16 protein-coding genes are annotated in these 18,711 nt (G+C 44.3%); 14 read left to right on the top strand and 2 right to left on the bottom strand.

Annotated features, from left to right (window positions below):
• Positions 1 to 556 precede the first annotated feature (556 nt).
• On the top strand, positions 557 to 1,396 hold the full coding sequence (locus ACFFGT_RS05785) for a patatin-like phospholipase family protein (RefSeq protein ID WP_377021557.1): 840 nt from the start codon (positions 557 to 559) through the stop codon (positions 1,394 to 1,396).
• An 88-nt stretch (positions 1,397 to 1,484) separates the two neighbouring features.
• On the opposite strand, the gene ACFFGT_RS05780 is transcribed toward ACFFGT_RS05785, so the two are convergent.
• The gene (locus tag ACFFGT_RS05780; RefSeq protein ID WP_377021556.1) at positions 1,485 to 2,804 is read right to left on the bottom strand and encodes an SGNH/GDSL hydrolase family protein; all 1,320 of its coding nucleotides are present in this window, start codon (positions 2,802 to 2,804) and stop codon (positions 1,485 to 1,487) included.
• 19 nt (positions 2,805 to 2,823) lie between these two features.
• Positions 2,824 to 4,044 carry an OmpP1/FadL family transporter gene (locus ACFFGT_RS05775; RefSeq protein ID WP_377021555.1) on the bottom strand — a complete coding sequence of 407 codons (1,221 nt, stop codon included), beginning with the start codon at positions 4,042 to 4,044 and terminating at the stop codon, positions 2,824 to 2,826.
• 227 nt (positions 4,045 to 4,271) lie between these two features.
• Between ACFFGT_RS05775 and ACFFGT_RS05770 the strand changes: the two genes are divergently transcribed.
• From ACFFGT_RS05770 to ACFFGT_RS05710, 13 genes are all read left to right on the top strand, one after another.
• A complete protein-coding gene (locus tag ACFFGT_RS05770; RefSeq protein ID WP_121228044.1) occupies positions 4,272 to 5,159 on the top strand; it encodes a helix-turn-helix domain-containing protein in 888 nt (295 codons plus the stop codon).
• 356 nt (positions 5,160 to 5,515) lie between these two features.
• Complete coding sequence (locus ACFFGT_RS05765) at positions 5,516 to 7,312, top strand: acyl-CoA dehydrogenase FadE (RefSeq protein WP_377021554.1); 1,797 nt, start codon at positions 5,516 to 5,518, stop codon at positions 7,310 to 7,312.
• A gap of 334 nt (positions 7,313 to 7,646) precedes the next feature.
• On the top strand, positions 7,647 to 8,390 hold the full coding sequence (locus tag ACFFGT_RS05760) for an electron transfer flavoprotein subunit beta/FixA family protein (protein ID WP_377021553.1): 744 nt from the start codon (positions 7,647 to 7,649) through the stop codon (positions 8,388 to 8,390).
• 251 nt (positions 8,391 to 8,641) lie between these two features.
• Positions 8,642 to 9,619 (top strand): electron transfer flavoprotein subunit alpha/FixB family protein, encoded by a 978-nt coding sequence (locus ACFFGT_RS05755; protein WP_377021552.1) that lies wholly within the window; start codon positions 8,642 to 8,644, stop codon positions 9,617 to 9,619.
• A 13-nt stretch (positions 9,620 to 9,632) separates the two neighbouring features.
• The gene (locus ACFFGT_RS05750; RefSeq protein ID WP_377021551.1) at positions 9,633 to 10,076 is read left to right on the top strand and encodes an acyl-CoA thioesterase; all 444 of its coding nucleotides are present in this window, start codon (positions 9,633 to 9,635) and stop codon (positions 10,074 to 10,076) included.
• An 80-nt stretch (positions 10,077 to 10,156) separates the two neighbouring features.
• Positions 10,157 to 10,426 carry an acyl-CoA-binding protein gene (locus ACFFGT_RS05745; RefSeq protein WP_377021550.1) on the top strand — a complete coding sequence of 90 codons (270 nt, stop codon included), beginning with the start codon at positions 10,157 to 10,159 and terminating at the stop codon, positions 10,424 to 10,426.
• Positions 10,427 to 10,677: 251 nt separating this feature from the next.
• Positions 10,678 to 11,130: a DUF2147 domain-containing protein gene (locus ACFFGT_RS05740; protein WP_377021549.1), complete on the top strand. Its 453-nt coding sequence runs from the start codon at positions 10,678 to 10,680 to the stop codon at positions 11,128 to 11,130.
• Between the two features lie 31 nt (positions 11,131 to 11,161).
• Positions 11,162 to 13,543, top strand: coding sequence for a 3-hydroxyacyl-CoA dehydrogenase/enoyl-CoA hydratase family protein (locus ACFFGT_RS05735; protein ID WP_377021548.1), 2,382 nt, complete (start codon positions 11,162 to 11,164; stop codon positions 13,541 to 13,543).
• A 27-nt stretch (positions 13,544 to 13,570) separates the two neighbouring features.
• The gene (locus ACFFGT_RS05730) at positions 13,571 to 14,746 is read left to right on the top strand and encodes an acetyl-CoA C-acyltransferase (RefSeq protein WP_091214681.1); all 1,176 of its coding nucleotides are present in this window, start codon (positions 13,571 to 13,573) and stop codon (positions 14,744 to 14,746) included.
• Between the two features lie 33 nt (positions 14,747 to 14,779).
• Positions 14,780 to 16,594 carry an AMP-dependent synthetase/ligase gene (locus tag ACFFGT_RS05725; RefSeq protein ID WP_377021547.1) on the top strand — a complete coding sequence of 605 codons (1,815 nt, stop codon included), beginning with the start codon at positions 14,780 to 14,782 and terminating at the stop codon, positions 16,592 to 16,594.
• An 8-nt stretch (positions 16,595 to 16,602) separates the two neighbouring features.
• Complete coding sequence (locus ACFFGT_RS05720) at positions 16,603 to 17,379, top strand: enoyl-CoA hydratase/isomerase family protein (RefSeq protein ID WP_377021546.1); 777 nt, start codon at positions 16,603 to 16,605, stop codon at positions 17,377 to 17,379.
• A gap of 6 nt (positions 17,380 to 17,385) precedes the next feature.
• A complete protein-coding gene (locus tag ACFFGT_RS05715; RefSeq protein ID WP_377021662.1) occupies positions 17,386 to 18,297 on the top strand; it encodes an SDR family oxidoreductase in 912 nt (303 codons plus the stop codon).
• A gap of 115 nt (positions 18,298 to 18,412) precedes the next feature.
• Positions 18,413 to 18,655: a nucleotidyl transferase AbiEii/AbiGii toxin family protein gene (locus tag ACFFGT_RS05710; RefSeq protein ID WP_377021661.1), complete on the top strand. Its 243-nt coding sequence runs from the start codon at positions 18,413 to 18,415 to the stop codon at positions 18,653 to 18,655.
• Positions 18,656 to 18,711 lie beyond the last annotated feature (56 nt).

The following is an 18,711-nucleotide window of genomic DNA, read 5'->3' as shown; positions in this document are numbered from 1 at the left end:
TACGGGCATGTATCAGGGATTTGTACAGACAGCGGGAGATTAATTGAACATATTTACGGCTTCCTGATGGTTGTAGAGCGAGTTTTAGCGAAATATGCTAATAAAAATTAGGAGGATAAAAGTGAATAATTGCTGTGTTTTTCCCTGGTAAAGCGTTCAAAGAAATTGACATGGGGGATTTCTTGAACACTATGATTTGCTCTCATTCTTTGCTCAACTGATATTTAGAAATACTGAAAAAAGGCATTAACGATGATGTTATTGTTATGATTTGCTTTCATTAGGCTCACTTGAGCAACTGCCTGAAACTTTTTATAGTAGATATAATGAGGTTATCAGAAAACTCAATGACAGGAGTGGCGCAACTGAGGTGGCTGCTGGTTCAACATCGGGTGTTGGCAGTGCTGAGGCTATGTTGTTTTGAAGAAGTAGGGGCATTGCTTAGCATAGAAATATGATTTGACGGAAAAATTTATCTTATTTGAATAAAGTAATATATTGATCTCAATGTTTAGTTAACTTGTCATAGTTAGCGGCTAATGATAACCTATACACAATGAATACAAACATCGATCAAAATGGCTCTAAAAAGATAGGATTAGCGTTGTCTGGAGGCGGCGTAAGAGGCGTGTCGCACCTGGGGGTGATGCAGGCCCTTACCGATCATGGTATCAAATTCTCGCATATATCTGGTACAAGTGCGGGCGCAATAGCAGCGGCTTTTTTTGCAGAGGGGTATGCACCAAAAGAAATTTTAAGGATCATTAAGGAAAACAGCCTGCTTAAGTTGTTACGCCCGGCATTTGGTAGCAACGGATTGATCTCTATATTACATACCGCAGTATTGATCAATAAATACATTCCGCATAACTCTTTTCAAAACCTCAAAACACGTGTTACCATTCCGGCTGTCGACATTGGAGAAGCAAAACTGGTTTACTTTACCGAGGGTGAGCTGGATATAGCCATTTTAGCCTCCTGCTGTTTGCCCGGTATTTTCAGGCCCATTATCATTAACGATCATATGTTTGTTGATGGAGGCATACTCAATAATTTCCCTGTTGAGCCATTGGTAGGCAATTGCGACCTGATCATAGGTTCATGTTGTAACCATTTGCCTGTTGTTTCAACAATTAAATCCTTTGGAAACCTGGTTGACAGGGCTGCCATGATAACGATTAATTCGAGTCTTAATGCGCGTAAAATGTTGTGCGATATAGTTATTGAACCGCATGGTTTAGGCGGCTATGGTATTTTTGATGTCGATGCCGCCGAGGAAATTTATATGATGGGTTATGAAGAGGGTTTAAAAACTATCAACAGTAACGAAAAGTTAAAAGAGGTTATCCAGGGGCAAAAGGGTAAAAGTCAATCTGCAGACAATACAAATGTGTAGCTTAAAAATGCCCCGGGATAATTTTAGTCATAAGTTCTAAGTTAAGAGGGGATAATAAAACCATCTTATGACTTAGAACTAAAGACTATCAGGGAAACTTAACCCCATTATAATCTGATATATTTACCTGTGGTATTGATGAGTTGTATTTGTCGTTAATAGCCTTGATAAATTCATTGGCCACAATAGCATATCCACGAGGTGTAAGGTGTACGCCATCCAATGAAAACAGGCCACCGCTGATATAATTTGAATTAACGCTAACCCCATTAACCACCAGGCCGTTCAGTTTTATGTTTTGTAAAAAAGTATAGGCATCAAATACAGCCAGCCCTTTTGATGCCGCCACAGATTTTATGGTATTATTATAAGAAGTAACATAATCCGCGGTAAGGGCCACTTCTTTTTCGTCAAGCACATACTGGTTATCAATCGGTGTATATGGCGTTAAACCATATGGGAGATTGCCAACAGGCGTTGCAACCGGCTGCCCGATCTTGCTTGTAGGAAAGGTAAGTATGACAAGATCATTAGCGGTTGCCGCACGTGGTGCATAAGTACTGCCCGAAACCAGCGCATTAATATACAAAGCTTTTACACCTGGATTCGCTTTCTGTACACCGGCGAGTATAGCAGCAACGGTGATAGTATTAAAATAGGGTATCGAGGTTACATCAGGTACAGTTGCAACAACACCTTTCTGGCCTTTGGCGGTGAGGGTGTTTATCAATACACTGTATAAGGCAGCAAAAGTACTTTTGTCTGTCAGCACATCGCCCGCCCCGCCGGATGTGGCATAAGCTAAAGCATCATTATTCCCCAGCCAGTTTGAGAAAAAAGTGAACGGCTTGGCCATAACAAAACCAAGATAGGTGGTAGAGTTTGTTGGCGCATTACCGGGTAGCAGGCGTTCAAAATACCCGTTAAGGTTGCCGTAGGGGGCGTAAGTGATATGCAGCAGCTTAATGCCGGGTACACCATAGTTATTAATGTCGCCGGTATATTTGGTATATAAAGTAACATTTCCAAAACCGGGGACAGGAAGTATTCCGCGTATTGCAAGGTTGGTAGTTACTGGTGTTGTGATAGGCGTACCATCCGCATTAAACCCGGTGAGTGATAAATAACCCGATCCGTTAGCCTGGGCGGTACTGAATAATGGCTGTGAAAATGTTCCTCCGCCAACCGACTGCATTTGCTTGCCTATAATGCTGGGATAGGATACCTCTTGTCCTGCAAGATATAAGCCCCCATCGGCATAGCCGGCGGTAAGCGAATTACCTAAGGCGATGTATCTTGAAAAATCAACAGAGCCGGCAGAGGGTTTTGGCGTATGGATCTCAGGCTTGCAGGCACTTAATAACAGTAACCCTGCAATAATAAAAATATGCTGTTTAAACGTTTTCATGTAATAATTTCTTTAAGGGTTACCAATGATAGGCCAATGAGATACCTGGTATATATACATCGGTTTTAAATGTTCCGGATAACTGCGATTCGATATTGGTTTGCGTACGCTTTATCAGGTACTCATACTCAAAGGAGATATCAATATCAAGGTGTTTGGCTACGGTATAACCTAAGCCCAGCGTACCATAAACACGGTTTGCGTCGGGAACTTCGGGAGTTACGTAACCATCTAAAACAGCAGTGCCTGCATAACCGCCGCCAAAACGAAGGGCAAGTTTATCGTTAGCCTTATATTGAGCGCCTCCGCGTAAACTGAACGCCTGCTGGTAATTTCGGGCAGAATGGGTATCCTGTAATATCGCAGTATTGGTTTTATAATCAAATGATAATGTTTTATAAGAATCCCAGTTAACCAGGTTAACATCCAGCGCCAGGATCCATTTGCGGGGATAAAAGCCGAAACCAATTGAATTGGTGGCCGGTAGCGGTATGGTTGCGCTAAAAGTATTAGGTTGAGGAAAACTGCTTTGCAGCGATGCCGGTACTTTGAAAATAGCATTGCCTGCCGAAATGGTAGTATTTACCTGCGACCGGTGTGTGATCCCTACGGTTATGCCCGCTTCTGTTTTGAAGTAAACACCTGCATTCCATCCATAGCCTTTGCCGCCGCCTTTCAATTCGGCCTGGCCCGGTTCGCCATTACTGTTTGCCAGGGGGATGGCCCGGGTCAAATCAACGCTACCGTGGTTATAAACAAAACCTCCGCCTATGCTCACCCAGTCGGCCAGTTTTATACTTAGCGTGGGCTGAATATAAATGGCTTTCAGGTTAAGGCTTTCCAGTACATATTTACCCTGCCAGGTATTACCCCAGTCGGTTAAGCCGCCAAAGGGGGTATAAACACCTATCCCGAATTTCCAGAAGGAAGATTTAGGTCCCCATACCGCATAAGCTTCAAAGGGTGTTGCTACCTTATTAGCAGTGTGATTCTGTATGGAGGTTCCGGCCGGGTTGAAAACAGATTTGAAAAATAAAGGACTTATTCCTCCCTGTACATAATTTTCGGGCAGCATAGCTACAGCGCCCGGGTTAAAAAATATGGAAGCACCATCCTGTACGATCCCCGTACCGGTATGCCCCATACCTATTTGCTTTTGCCCCCCCAGGTTAACCTGGAAACCCTGGGAAAAAGCCAACAGCGGTGCCATGGTGAGCACCAATAGTAAAATTTTTTTCATAAGAATTATAATTGGTTCGCGACAGGAAATTGTATTTAGGTTACAACTTGAAACTGCCAGGATAAAATTAGTTTGGATTGAAAAGAAAAAAAGGTCTATAATGCGGAGATATTAGTCAAAAAGTCGGATAAAGCTTATTTTTAATATCAAACAAGGAAAACCAATTACAACTGTCTTTTTTATATTTTTTTGACTAATACAGCAGTTGAATTGTAATATTGAATCATATGAATAATAAGGTTGGACAATTAAGCTTATCAAAATTTGCAGATCTTTACGCGGACAAGCTGGCCGGCGCCGATTTTTTTGTTGTTGACGAAAAGCAATTACTGAGTTTGAGCGAATATCCCTATCGTTCGGATGGCTATATTATAGGTATTTGCACCCGCGGTACAGCTAAGGTTGAGGTAAACCTGCAAATCTACGATGCCCGGCCGGATGCCATGCTTTTAGCAACTCCTTTTCATGTTTTGAGGATCTACAACAGCAGCGCCGATTTTTTATGCCGGTTTGTTGTTTTTAGCAAAGCTTTTCTAATCGAAAACAGTGTTAATAGCCATTTTCTTGAATCGTTCAGTTATTTTAACAGCGCATCTATCCCCGTGATCTATCCGGACAGCGCCGATGCCAAAATGATACTGGAAATTTATTTACTGATCCAGCAAAAACTGGCACGTGAAGGGCATCCGTACCACGTTGAAATATCCAGGAGCATTTTAATGACGTTGCTTTATGAGATCCAGGCTATTTATGAAAAGCAACACACTATAATAAAAGGCAAGCAAACCCGGAAACAGGAACTGAATGTACTTTTCCAGGCCCTGGTTTTCCATCATTATAAAGAACATCGCAACGTGCAGTATTATGCCGATGCACTTTATGTTTCCTCAAAACATTTAACAGAAACCATCAAAGAAGTAACCGGGAGGACTGCCGGCGAATGGATAGACGATGCCGTAATTCTCGAAGCCAAGGTATTGCTAAGAAATCATGAGATCAGTATTGCCCGGGCGGCTGAGAGTATCCATTTCCCCGATCAATCCTCGTTTGGTAAATATTTTAAGAAACACACCGGCATGTCGCCATCTGATTACAGGGCGATATCTGCGCATTGATCTGGTAGTTATTGATTTGATCGTTACGAGGTTCATCCTGTGGCCTATCACCATAGGCTTACGAAAGAGTTTTTAATTCCCTCCTCGGGGAGGGGTGCGTTGGAATTGTGTAGTGGCAGGGAGGGGTTTATGCAACATTTCAAACGAACAAACCCCTCCCTACACCCTCCCAAGGGAGGGAATCGCACATTTCCCCCGCTCTTTTTAATTTCCCCAAACACTTCTACCAATATCCCCACACCACATCCTTCACCTCATCATTTCCGACTTTTTGACTAATATCTCCGCATTGCTGCCCTTTCTTTGGCATGGTAATGCCTCTAATTTTACCCTTGATTATAAACCAGAAAAACTTTATGAATGCCACAGAACCGATGAAAGCCATAAAAGGAGGGGAGTTTCTGATCAGGGAAACTTCCGCGGATAGCATTTTTATTCCCGAAGAATGGAATGAAGAGCAGTTGATGATCGCCGAAACATGTACCAATTTTCTTGCACAGCAGGTAACACCAAATCTACAGCGAATTGATGAGCAGGAGGAAGGATTAATGCGTCACTTAATGGATGAGGCAGGCGCATTGGGATTGTTGGGTATATCCGTGCCCGAAGAATACGGTGGTTTTGGAAAAGATTTTAAAACTGCCATGCTGGTTACCGAAAAGCTGGGCGCTGGTCACTCATTTTCTGTAGCATTTTCGGCACATACGGGTATCGGCACCATGCCTATATTATACTATGGCAACGATGCTCAAAAACAAAAATATGTCCCCAAGCTGGCAAGCGGTGAGTGGAAGGGGGCATATTGCCTTACAGAGCCATCCGCAGGCTCGGATGCCAATTCGGGTAAAACAAGGGCAAAGCTTTCTGCTGATGGTAAGTATTATCTCATCACCGGTCAAAAAATGTGGATCACCAATGCGGGTTTCGCAGATATCTTTACTGTTTTCGCCAAGATAGATGACGATGAAAACCTGAGCGCGTTTATTGTGGAAAAAGATTTCGAAGGTCTTTCGCTTAATACGGAAGAACATAAAATGGGTATTAAAGGGAGCTCAACCCGCCAGGTGTTTTTTAATGATTGCAAGGTGCCTGTTGAAAACCTGCTTTCCGAAAGGCAGAACGGGTTTAAGATCGCGGTTAATATTCTAAACCTCGGTCGTATCAAATTAGGCGGCGGAACGGTTGGTGCAAGCAAGGATGTGATCACCTCATCAATACGTTATGCCAACGAACGGGAACAGTTTGGGCGAGCCATCTCCAAATACGGTGCTATAAAATATAAACTGGCCGAACAGGCAATCCGTACCTATGCCTCGGAATCGGCAGTGTACAGGGCCAGCCAGAATATGGAGGAGGCTACAGAAATGTTAATCGCATCCGGTCTTGACGAAACCAAAGCCAAATTGAAAGGGACTGAGCAATACGCTATAGAAGCGGCGATCCTTAAAGTTCATGCTTCAGAAGTTTTGGATTATGTAACCGACGAAGGGGTGCAGATCTATGGCGGCATGGGCTACAGTGCTGAAGCACCGATGGACAGGTCGTACCGCGATTCAAGGATCAACCGCATCTTCGAGGGCACCAATGAAATTAACAGGCTGTTAACCGTTGATATGATGCTCAAACGTGCTATGAAAGGTGAACTTGACCTCATGGGGCCGGCCCAGAAAGTGGCCGGTGAATTGGTAAGCATCCCAGATTTTGGCGCAGTTGAAGAGGATGGTCTGTTCAATAAAGAAAAGAAATACATAGCCAATTTTAAAAAGGCCATATTGCTGGTAGCCGGCGCGGCTGTTCAGAAATTAATGACACAATTGGGTAAGGAGCAGGAAGTATTGATGAACCTGGCCGACATGCTGATTGAACTTTATGTGAGCGAATCGTTGCAATTGAGGGTAGAAAAGCTGGTTGGTTTAAGGGGTGAAGAAGCCTGCAAAGAACAGCTGGATATAATGCGGGTGTATATCAATGATGCTGCCGAGCATATAGCCAAATCGGGTAAAGAAGCACTAAACTCCTTTGCTGAAGGCGACGAAAGAAAAATGATGCTGATGGGCCTTAAGCGCTTCACAAAAACTGAGGACATTAATACGACCCAGGCACGAAGAAATATTGCTGCAAAGCTCATTGCTGAAAATAAATATTGCTTTTAATTTAAAAAACCTTTTGAGACTATCATGTGGGCCAATTTTTTAAATAAAAGAAAATGTCATTTCGATTGAGCAGGGGCAGGGTCGAGTGGTGGAGCGAAAGAGAAATCTTATACACCTTGTAGAGCCGTATGGATGGTTCAGAGCATGATGTATAAGATTTCTCCTCACCCCGGCAACGCAAGCCCTGCTGGTTCGTTCGAAATGACATTCGATTTTATAGATTGATTTTCATTGACAAGATGTGTCCACCCTGCATTATTAAGCGCCCTTCGCTTGAACTTGCGAAAGTTTTCATTTCCCTAAATAATATCAACCTAAAAACAAAAAATTGATAATGAGAATATTAGTGTGTATAAGCCAGGTGCCGGACACGAGCACCAAAATTGTATTGAAAAATAATAATACCTCAGTTAGCAGTGATGGTGTTACTTACGTGATCAATCCGTACGATGAATGGTACGCGTTGATCAAAGCTATCGAATTAAAAGAAAGCGGTATAGCCACCGATGTTCACCTGGTAACCGTGGGCAAAGCCGATGTTGAGCCTGTGATCAGGAAAGCATTGGCGTTGGGTGGCGATGAAGCTATCCGCCTTGATGCCGATAGTAATGACCCTTATGAAACCGCTCATTATATAGCCGAATATGCTGCCGGAATAGGCTATGACCTTATCTTATGCGGTAAAGAATCTATCGATTATAATAACGGTACTACAAGTGCTATGCTGGCCGAATTGCTGGGTATCAATTACATCAGCTTTGCAACCGGCATCCAGGTAGAGGCTGATACTGTTGTAGTAACACGTGAAATTGAAGGTGGGGAAGAAACGGACGTTTGTAATTTGCCAGTAGTTATTTCCTGTCAAAAAGGTGTTGCTGAAGCGCGCATCCCCAATATGCGCGGCATAATGGCCGCCCGTACCCGTCCGTTAAAAGTTATCACGCCTTCAAAAGTAACGGCAGTAACCGAAATAATTGCCTATGAATTGCCGCCCGCTAAGGCTGGTATCAAACTGGTAAGCCCGGACAATCTGGATGAACTGGTGGAGCTGTTACATACGGAAGCTAAAGTTATTTAATAATCATATTTATTGCCCGGTGTGCGCACCACAGATGTCTGGAAGATGAAATTATCTCTAAAAAATATGTCATTGCGAGCGTAGCGCGGCAATCTCGTAGCCAATGCATGTCCGCTCTGTATAGCTACGAGATTGCTTCGTCGTTCCTCCTCGCAATGACATAGCTTTTTAAACCAACATTTACAACTGATCTGCATCTTCCGAACATCCATGGTGTACGTACCGGAGCATCTCAACTAAAAAAATAAAAAATGTCTGTAATTGTATTAGTAGAACATACCGGGGGAACTATAAAAAAGCAAAGCTTTGAAGCAGTGCAATATGCCGCGCAGATAGCTGAAAAAATGGGTACTACAGTAACTGCCATTGCTTTGGGCAGTGTTGCCGTTGCCGAAATGGAAGGCCTTGGTCAATATGGTGCGCAAAAAGTACTGCACGTTGCCGATAGCCATTTGGATGAGCTGCATTCAAGGGCATATGCCGGCGCACTGATAGCGGCAGCACAAAAGAACAACAGTAAAGTAATTGTAACCCTTCATGATCTTAAGGGCAGGGCGGTTGCGCCGAGGGTGGCTGTAAAGTTACAGGCAGGACTTGTAGCCGGTGCGCTCTCATACCCTGATACGGAAAAAGGATTTGTGATCAAAAAAGCTGTGTTTTCGGGTAAAGCATTTGCGTATGTAAATATTTTAAGTGAGGTAAAGGTAATTATGCTGATGCCTAATACATTCCCGGTGAAAAAGCTGGAGGGTAAGGCAATTGTTGAGCAATTGGATATAAGCTTTAGCGAAAAGGATTTTGGCGTAAAAGTTAAATCGGTGAACAAAGTGATTGGCGAGGTGCCGCTTGCTGACGCCGAACTGGTTGTTTCGGGCGGTCGTGGTTTAAAAGGCCCCGAAAACTGGGGCATCCTGGAGGACCTGGCAAAAGAGCTGGGTGCAGCCACAGCCTGCTCACGCCCGGTGGCCGATTCGCACTGGCGGCCGCATCATGAACATGTGGGCCAAACAGGCGGCACCGTTCGCCCTAATTTGTACATAGCGGTTGGGATATCAGGAGCCATACAACACCTGGCAGGGGTGAACGGTTCAAAAACTATCGTAGTGATCAATAAAGACCCGGAGGCCCCATTTTTTAAAGCAGCCAATTATGGCGTGGTCGGTGATGCGCTGGAGATTTTGCCCCGACTAACTGCGGCTGTGAAAAAGTTCAAAGAACATCATCAATAAAATAATCAGGGCTATGGAGTTTTTTTATGAAGGACAGGTGCTGTGGTCGCAGATAGACTCGAACCAACACATGAGGCATTCTGCTTATGCTGATTTTGCAGCTCAGGCGCGCATAATTATGCTGGAAAGCCTGGGTTTAAAACTGCCAACACTTTATGAATACAAAATAGGGCCTGTATTATTCAGGGAAGAGCTGATCTACCTGCGGGAGATAGGGATCAACGAGCAGATCAGGGTAACCTGCGAGCTTATTAAATCGCGGCCTGATGGTTCGCGCTGGGCAATCAGGCATGAGCTGTACCGGGGCGATGGTGTTAAAGCTGCAATCATAAATGCTGAAGGCTCATGGATTGATATGGAGAAGCGTAAACTCGCCATATTGCCGGCGGTACTAAGCGAGATGTTTATGAAGGCGCCCCGGAGCAGCGATTATATGGAAGAGGCCAATCCAGCCTGAAATGATTAAATGGTATTGAATATCAGTTTATAAGCTTTGGGCTTTACGCCTTCTGCTTTTAGCTTTTAAATAATTTATCTATGACCGATCTGGAAGATGCTTTTGAAAAAGCAGTTAAAGAGAGTAAAGAATTACCTTCAAAGCCTGATAATGAAACATTATTACACCTGTACAGTTTATATAAACAGGCAACGGAAGGCGATATCGATACAGAAAACCCTCCGGGTATGTTTGATTTTGTGGCTAAAGCAAAGTATGATGCATGGTTAAAACAAAAGGGTATTACCGCCGATGATGCCATGCAGCAATATATCCGGCTTGTAACGCAATTATCAAATAAAACCAGTTAGCTTTAATTCCGAAATATTGACAAATGTTTCCGCCGTTTAGACCTTTATAAAGCGCTGCAGAAATAGATATTTGTTATTATAAACCGCCCGGTAATTATGCCGGGACTAAATTATTAAACCATTTTATAATTCTACCTGTCTCTTTTTTTAGAAAGCTTCTGATGCAGGATCTTACTATTTGGTAAAATCTGAAAAGCATGTACCTGCTTTAAAAAAGAGCTGTTCTTATTTATAAAAATAAACCTCAGGCAATGTCAGTATCAAAGAAACATTTCGTCCGTTTTGCATTAATCCTGCTAACGGTTGTAGCTGTAAGCATTAACGCGAAAGCGCAAACCGATAAAATAGAAGGCTTATGGTACAATGATGTAAAAAGTGCCAAAATCCAGATCACTAAAGAAAGCAACGGCAAGTTTTACGGCAAGGTGGTATGGCTTAAGGAACCCTTAAAAAACGGGAAGCCTAAGGTTGATGAAATGAATAGCGATGAAAAACTGCGCTCAAGGCCGAGGCTGGGTTTACCTGTATTGGCCGATTTTGTAAAAGACGGCGATAACAAATATACCGGCGGAACAATTTATGATCCTAATAACGGTAAAACGTACTCCTGCAAAATGACCTACAAGGGTGAAACCCTGGATATCCGCGGATACATCGGCATTTCACTTTTCGGGCGTACAACTACTTGGTCGCGGGCCGAATAAATTAAAGAATTAATAAAACACGCAGATACTAATGGATGCTAAACGAATTATAAAAAAGGTTGCAGTATTGGGGTCGGGAGTAATGGGCAGTCGGATAGCCTGTCATTTTGCAAATGTCGGCGTACAGGTACTGTTGCTTGATATTGTACCTAAGGATACCCCACCCGGAGATAAGAAAGCGCGGAACAAAATTGTGAACGATGCGCTTGACTTTGCTTTAAAATCAAACCCTTCGCCCATCTACCTCAAATCATTCGCAAAACGTATCACAACCGGCAATTTCGAGGATGATATGCCCAAAATTGCTGATTGCGATTGGGTGATAGAAGTAGTGGTTGAGCGGTTGGATATTAAACAGCAGGTATTTGAAACAGTAGAAAAGTACCGGAAGCCCGGAACGCTGATCACCTCAAACACATCCGGCATCCCGATCCATTTAATGGCCGAAGGCAGGAGCGATGATTTTAAAAAACATTTTTGCGGAAGCCACTTCTTTAACCCGCCGCGGTATTTAAAACTACTGGAGATCATCCCCACAAAAGATACGCTGGCAAGTGTGGTTGACTTTTTGATGGAGTATGGCGCAAAATACCTTGGGAAAACCACGGTGTTGGCCAAAGATACCCCGGCATTTATCGGTAACCGCATCGGGGTTTTCAGCATCATGAGCGTGTTACATTACGTGGAACAAACAGGTATGACCGTTGAAGAGGTTGATAAGTTGACCGGGCCGGTGATAGGTCACCCTAAATCGGCCACGTTCCGTACCAATGATGTGGTGGGTTTGGATACCATGGTGCATGTTGCCAATGGTCTTTACAAAAACGCACCAGATGATGAGGCGAGGGAATTATTCAGGATCCCCGCATTTGTGGATGGAATGGTGAAAAATAACTGGCTGGGCAGTAAAACCGGTCAGGGATTCTACAAAAAAGAAAAAGGTGACGGTGCAAACCAGTTTTACGCGCTTGACCTTAAAACGCTTGAGTACAAGCCATCTCAAAAGGTAAAATTCGCCTCGCTTGAAACCACAAAAGCGGTTGATAACCTGAAAGAAAGGCTCAGGATCCTGGTTGCCGCAAAAGACAAAGCCGGTGATTTTTACCGCAGTACCTTTTACCAGTTATTTGCCTATGCCAGTAACCGCATCCCCGAAATAGCCGACGAGCTTTATAAAATAGATGCTGCCACCAATGCCGGTTTTGGCTGGGAACTGGGCCCTTTTGAAAAATGGGATGCGCTTGGTGTTGAAGATACGGTAAAAGCTATGGAAGCTGCGGGAAACAAACCGGCTCAATGGGTTTACGATATGCTTGCGGCGGGTGCCAAAAGCTTCTATAAAGTAGAGGATGGTAAACGACTGTACTATGATATCCCGTCGAAAAGCTACAAGATAATTCCGGGTACGGAAGGGCTTATTTTGCTCAATAATCTCCGCGAAACAAATACTGTTTGGAAAAACAGCGGTACTACCATTACCGATATTGGCGATGGCGTCCTGAACCTTGAATTTCATACTAAAATGAATACGATAGGCGGAGAGGTAATTGAAGGTATTAATAAAGCCATCACTCTTGCCGAAACAAGCTACCGGGGACTGGTTATATCAAACGAAGGGGCCAATTTCAGTGCCGGGGCCAATGTAGGTATGATATTCATGATGGCTGTTGAGCAGGAGTTTGACGAGTTGAACATGGTAATAAAGGCTTTCCAGAATACCATGATGCGGATCCGCTATTCCTCCATTCCTGTAGTAATAGCACCTCATCAAATGGCTTTGGGCGGCGGCTGCGAAATGTGCCTGCATGCCGATAAGGTTGTAGCGCATGCCGAACTGTATATGGGGCTGGTTGAGTTTGGTGTTGGTTTGATACCGGGCGGCGGAGGAACAAAGGAATTTGCCCTCCGGCTGTCAGACGAACTCCAGGATGGCGATGTTGAACTCAATAATTTCCGCGACCGCTTTTTAACCATTGGTCAGGCCAAAGTATCCACATCGGCATATGAGGCTTTTGAGTTTGGTTATCTAAAAAAGGGTAGGGATGTAGTCGTGGTATCGCGCGACAGGCTGCTTGCCGAAGCAAAGCAACAATGCCTGCAGATGGCAAACGAAGGGTACATACAGCCTATTCCGCGCGGTGATATCAGGGTGTTGGGCAAGCAGGCCCTTGGTTTAGGCTACGTGGGTGCCAATACCATGTACAGCGGTAATTACATCAGCGAGCATGACGTGAAGATCTCACAGAAACTGGCTTATGTGCTTTCAGGGGGCGATCTGTCCCAGCCTTCAATGGTGAGCGAAGAATATTTGCTGGGGCTGGAGCGTGAAGCTTTTGTTTCGCTTTGCACCGAAAAGAAAACGCTTGAGCGGATCCAGTCTATTTTAACCGGCGGAAAAGTGTTAAGGAACTAATTTTAATAAGTATAAAATCTCAATAAAATGAACGCATATATAGTGGCAGCCAGCCGCAGCGCTGTTGGAAAAGCTACCCGGGGCGGGTTCAGGTTTACCCGCCCGGATACGCTTGCAGCCGATGTTATCAGGCATCTGCTGGCATCGGTGCCTAACGTTGATAAGGAGCAGATAGACGATGTGATAGTAGGCAATGCTACACCCGAAGCCGAGCAGGGATTGAATGTAGCCCGGCTCATTTCGTTAATGGCGCTTGATACCGATAAGGTTCCCGGCATGACGGTAAACCGCTATTGTTCGTCAGGTCTGGAAACAATTGCCATCGCATCAGCAAAAATACACAGCGGCATTGCCGATTGTATTATTGCAGGCGGTGTGGAAAGCATGAGCCTGATCCCGATGGGGGGCTGGCGCATTGTTCCTAATGCCGATATTGCCCTCGCGCACCCTGATTATTACTGGGGTATGGGCCTCACTGCCGAAGCCGTTGCCAGGGAATATCATATCAGCCGCGAAGAGCAGGACCAGTTTGCCTATAACTCTCACCAAAAAGCCATCAGCGCCATTAAGGAGGGTAAGTTTAAAGATGAGATAGCACCGGTAAACATTGTGGAGACCTATGTAGATGAGAGCGGTAAGAAAAAGAAGAGGGAATTTAAGGTAGATACCGATGAAGGTCCGCGCAGCGATACCTCAATCGACGCATTGGCCAAGCTTAAACCTGTATTTGATGCAAAGGGCGTGGTGACCGCCGGCAACTCGTCGCAAACCAGCGATGGAGCAGCCTTTGTAATGGTGGTTAGTGAACGCTTTCTGAAAGAGAACAACCTTAAGCCCATTGCCCGGCTGGTTAATTATGCAGTTGCAGGCGTGCCGCCCCGGATTATGGGGATTGGTCCGCTGGTAGCCATTCCCAAAGTGTTAAAAATGGCCGGGATGAAGCAGCAGGATATTGAGCTGATAGAATTGAATGAAGCTTTTGCTTCACAATCCCTGGCAATAATAAAGGGGCTGGAGCTTAACCCCGACATTGTAAATGTAAATGGTGGCGCGATATCGCTTGGTCATCCGCTTGGCTGCACCGGGGCTAAACTTTCCGTTCAGCTTTTTAACGAATTGAAGCGGCGGGAAAAAAAGTATGGCATGGTTACCATGTGCGTGGGCACAGGGCAAGGCGCGGCAGGTGTATTTGAACTGTTATAGGAAATTACCATTATCTAAATAATTGCTGCAAACATGGAAAAAGCGACAAGATTGTTTGATTGCATGGTTACCCAGGCCAAAGCGCCCAGGGCAGACTTTTTGAATGCAAAGGAGAATGGTTCCTGGAGATCATACAGCACCGAAGAGGTGCATAGGATGATCAACCAGCTATCCGCGGCCTTGTTGGACCTGGGAGTTTCGGGTGGTGATGGCACTACCGAAGGTCGCGATAAAATAGGGCTGATAAGTAACGGCAGGCCCGAATGGGTAATAACCGATCTGGCAGTACAGCAAACAGGCGCCATACTGGTGCCGCTATATCCCAATACTGGTACTAAAGAAATTGAGCAGATCTTAAATGAAGCCGAAGTTAAATACGTATTTGTAAGTACTAAGGACTTATGCGATAAGGTTAAAGAGGTACATTTAAATATCCCCTCATTAAAAGCCATTTTTACTTTTGACAGTATCGGCGGATGTAATCATTGGTTAACATTGCTCAAATCTTTAAAGGAAGGCGATTTGCAAAAAATACAGCAAATAACTGATCAGATCACCGAAGACGATGTGGCAACCATCATTTATACTTCGGGTACTACCGGCCGGCCTAAAGGCGTAATGCTTACGCATAAAAACATCATGAGCAATGCGATGGCATCCGGCGAGATCCTTAACCGGATCCCTCTCAAGGAAAAACGTGTTTTGAGCTTTTTGCCCATGAACCACATTTTTGAAAAGATGTGTACATACGTTTATCTCTACTACGGCTTTTCTATTTACTATGCCGAGAGTATGGATACCATAGGGGCGAATATGAAGGAGGTAAAGCCTTCCCTGTTTACCGCTGTGCCCCGTTTGCTCGAAAAAGTGTTTGAGAAAATTATGGTGCAGGGGCAGAAGCTAACCGGTATTAAAAGGAAAATCTTTTTCTGGTCGGTAAAAGTGGCCGAAGCGTATGAAATTAATAATACCAGTCTGTGGTATAAAATTAAACTGGCCATTGCTGATAAATTAGTTTACAGCAAATGGCGCGATGCCATAGGTGGAAATATAGGGGCTATCGTAGTTGGAAGCTCAGCCTGCCCCATTAAGCTGGAAAAGATTTTTACCGCCGCCAATATTGTTATTATGGAAGGTTATGGGCTCACCGAAACCTCGCCGGTAATTGCTGTTAACTGTTATCAGAAAAGCGACAGGAAATTTGGCACCGTAGGCCGCCTGCTGAGCGGTGTGCAGGTTAAAATTGCGCCCGATGGCGAGATCCTCTGCAAGGGGCCTAATGTTATGCTGGGCTATTATAAAAATCCTGAGCTTACGGCAGAGGTGCTGGAAGACGGATGGTTCCACACCGGGGATATAGGTGAGCTGGATAAAGATTCGTTCCTGAAAATTACCGATCGTAAAAAGGAGATCTTCAAAACCTCGGGCGGTAAATATGTGGCCCCGCTGCCCATCGAAAATAAGATGAAGGAGAATTATTTTATTGAGCAGATGATGGTTGTCGGGTCAGAAAAGAAATTTGTTGCGGCATTGATCGTACCATCTTACACTCATTTAAAGCCCTGGTGTAAGCAAAATGACGTCTCTTTTTCATCTAACAATGAATTAGTTAAAGACGCCCGGGTGATCGAGCTGTATCAATCAATTATCAATACCTATAACCCCGAATTTAACCATGTTGAACAGGTGAAGAAAATTACCCTGCTTCCTGACGAATGGTCGATAGATAGCGGTGAGCTTACACCAACCGGGAAAATGAAACGGAAGGTGATCACTGAAAAATATAAAGCCGCAATAGATAAAATGTATCCCTGCGAAGTGAGCGAGGATCCTACTCTTGTAAACTGATTAACCGGATGAATACATTTCAAACAACAATACAGGGCAGACTGGTTACAATCTCGCTCGACCGCGGCCGTTCAAATGCCATCAATCATGAAATGGTTAAAGAACTGGACGCTTGTATAAAAACACTGGAGAATGATGATAGCGTAGGCGGGGTTATTTTAACCGGAAAGGAAGGCTTCTTCTCATCAGGGATCGACCTGATTGAGGCTTATGATTATAACGAAGAGCAAAGCCGCCAATTTTGGATAGATTTTTTAGCCCTGCAAAACACCCTGGCAACTTTTAGGAAACCACTGGTAGCTGCCATAAGCGGTCACAGTCCTGCCGGTGGCTGCATATTAGCTATTTGTTGCGATTACCGGATAATGGCAGAGGGTGCATTTATCATCGGGTTAAATGAGGTCCCGGTTGGTATTATCGTTCCTGATAGTGTTTTTAATTTATATGCATTTTGGCTTGGTCAGCGTAAGGCTTATCAATATTTAATGGAGGGAAAGCTCCTTAAAGTGGATGAAGCGCTGGAAGCCGGACTGATCGATGAAATTACCGCGCCGGATAAATTAATGAACGCAGCCATAGAAAAGGTAACAGCTTACATGAAACTAAACCCCGTTACCTGGACCGAGAGTAAACTAAACCTGCGTAAGGAACTGACAGGCAAACTAAAGGCCGACCAAACTGATACCCTGAACAAAATGCTGAAGCAATGGTGGGCGCCTGAAACCCGGCAAGGCCTGCAAATGATGATCCAAAATCTAAAATCAAAAAATACCCCTGTAAATTAACCGATGATGACTGATCCGACAACTCCAAATAGTTCCGTAAATCCAAACGCCGCAACTGCCGGTGGAATGTTAAGAGATGATGCTTTGAAAGGTAAAACCATCATTGTTACCGGCGGCGGAACAGGTTTGGGCAAAGCAATGGGGACTTACTTTTTGCAGTTAGGCGCTAACTTGGTAATTACCAGCCGTAAGCTGGATGTATTGCAACAAACGGCTGCCGAAATGAAAGCAGAAACCGAGGGAAAGGTATTGCCAATTGCCTGCGACGTGCGGAAATATGATGAAGTTGAAAAGATGTTGCAACAAGCCATTGAAGAGTTTGGACAGGTTGACGCACTGTTGAATAACGCAGCAGGGAATTTTATTTCGCCTACCGAGCGTTTATCAGCAAATGCATTTTCAGCTATTATTGATATCGTTTTAAAAGGTTCGGCCAATTGTTCGCTGGCCTTGGGTAAATATTGGATCAGGGAGAAAATGCCCGGTACTATATTGAATATTATTACCACTTATGCCTTTACAGGTTCGGCTTATGTTGTGCCGTCGGCTTGTGCTAAGGGTGGTGTACTGGCCATGACAAGGTCTTTAGCAGTTGAATGGGGCAGGCATGGTATCCGTGCCAACGCCATTGCCCCGGGGCCGTTTCCTACAAAAGGAGCCTGGGAAAGGTTATTGCCGGGAGACATGGCCCAGAAGTTTGATTTCAAAAACAGGGTTCCACTTAAACGGGTGGGAGAACACCAGGAACTGGCAAACCTGGCCGCCTTTTTAGTATCTGATTTTTCAGGATATATCAATGGAGAAGTAATTACTATCGATGGTGGGGAGTGGCTACAGGGTGCCGGTCAGTTCAGCGGGCTTGAAATGATACCGGATGAAATGTGGGATAATATTGAGAAAGCTACGCGGTCGGCGTAGGGCAGATTCAATGCCTGTATTAATTATCATTACTGGGAAGTACGTTCATTCCTGATAAAGTTTGCAAATTGGTTTCCCGGCGCTACAAACGTAAAGCCATTTCCCGCTTTACCAGATAAGTGCCGTATCGCCGGAACTTATTGAAGCAATTAAAGAGCTTCAAAAACTGCCATCTTTAAAATCTGCGCTGCTTGGCGGTGGTATAAACCTCGCGATTCGTTATGACCATCGCCAGTCCGTTGACATCGATCTTTTCTTCCCTGAAATCATCGGTAGAGAAGGATTCGAGCAAATAAAAAGGAAGTTAAGGCTCAATTTGATGGAAATGTATATGGGTTTGACTATCCATGCGAGATAGATGACCAGTTTATTTTATTACGCTTCTTTATTCGTAAGGGTGATCTTTCTGTCAAG

It is taken from the genome of Mucilaginibacter angelicae (genome assembly GCF_042434235.1).
Lineage (GTDB): Bacteria > Bacteroidota > Bacteroidia > Sphingobacteriales > Sphingobacteriaceae > Mucilaginibacter > Mucilaginibacter angelicae.
Note: the sequence above shows the minus strand (reverse complement) of the source record. Positions and strands in the feature narration are given on the sequence as shown.

Excerpts from the sequence above, each read along its gene's own strand:
- ACFFGT_RS05785 (WP_377021557.1), top strand. The coding sequence starts at position 557 with ATGAATACAAACATCGATCAAAATGGCTCTAAAAAGATAGGATTAGCG.
- ACFFGT_RS05780 (WP_377021556.1), bottom strand. The coding sequence starts at position 2,804 with ATGAAAACGTTTAAACAGCATATTTTTATTATTGCAGGGTTACTGTTA.
- ACFFGT_RS05775 (WP_377021555.1), bottom strand. The coding sequence starts at position 4,044 with ATGAAAAAAATTTTACTATTGGTGCTCACCATGGCACCGCTGTTGGCT.
- ACFFGT_RS05770 (WP_121228044.1), top strand. The coding sequence starts at position 4,272 with ATGAATAATAAGGTTGGACAATTAAGCTTATCAAAATTTGCAGATCTT.
- ACFFGT_RS05765 (WP_377021554.1), top strand. The coding sequence starts at position 5,516 with ATGAATGCCACAGAACCGATGAAAGCCATAAAAGGAGGGGAGTTTCTG.
- ACFFGT_RS05760 (WP_377021553.1), top strand. The coding sequence starts at position 7,647 with ATGAGAATATTAGTGTGTATAAGCCAGGTGCCGGACACGAGCACCAAA.
- ACFFGT_RS05755 (WP_377021552.1), top strand. The coding sequence starts at position 8,642 with ATGTCTGTAATTGTATTAGTAGAACATACCGGGGGAACTATAAAAAAG.
- ACFFGT_RS05750 (WP_377021551.1), top strand. The coding sequence starts at position 9,633 with ATGGAGTTTTTTTATGAAGGACAGGTGCTGTGGTCGCAGATAGACTCG.
- ACFFGT_RS05745 (WP_377021550.1), top strand. The coding sequence starts at position 10,157 with ATGACCGATCTGGAAGATGCTTTTGAAAAAGCAGTTAAAGAGAGTAAA.
- ACFFGT_RS05740 (WP_377021549.1), top strand. The coding sequence starts at position 10,678 with ATGTCAGTATCAAAGAAACATTTCGTCCGTTTTGCATTAATCCTGCTA.
- ACFFGT_RS05735 (WP_377021548.1), top strand. The coding sequence starts at position 11,162 with ATGGATGCTAAACGAATTATAAAAAAGGTTGCAGTATTGGGGTCGGGA.
- ACFFGT_RS05730 (WP_091214681.1), top strand. The coding sequence starts at position 13,571 with ATGAACGCATATATAGTGGCAGCCAGCCGCAGCGCTGTTGGAAAAGCT.
- ACFFGT_RS05725 (WP_377021547.1), top strand. The coding sequence starts at position 14,780 with ATGGAAAAAGCGACAAGATTGTTTGATTGCATGGTTACCCAGGCCAAA.
- ACFFGT_RS05720 (WP_377021546.1), top strand. The coding sequence starts at position 16,603 with ATGAATACATTTCAAACAACAATACAGGGCAGACTGGTTACAATCTCG.
- ACFFGT_RS05715 (WP_377021662.1), top strand. The coding sequence starts at position 17,386 with ATGACTGATCCGACAACTCCAAATAGTTCCGTAAATCCAAACGCCGCA.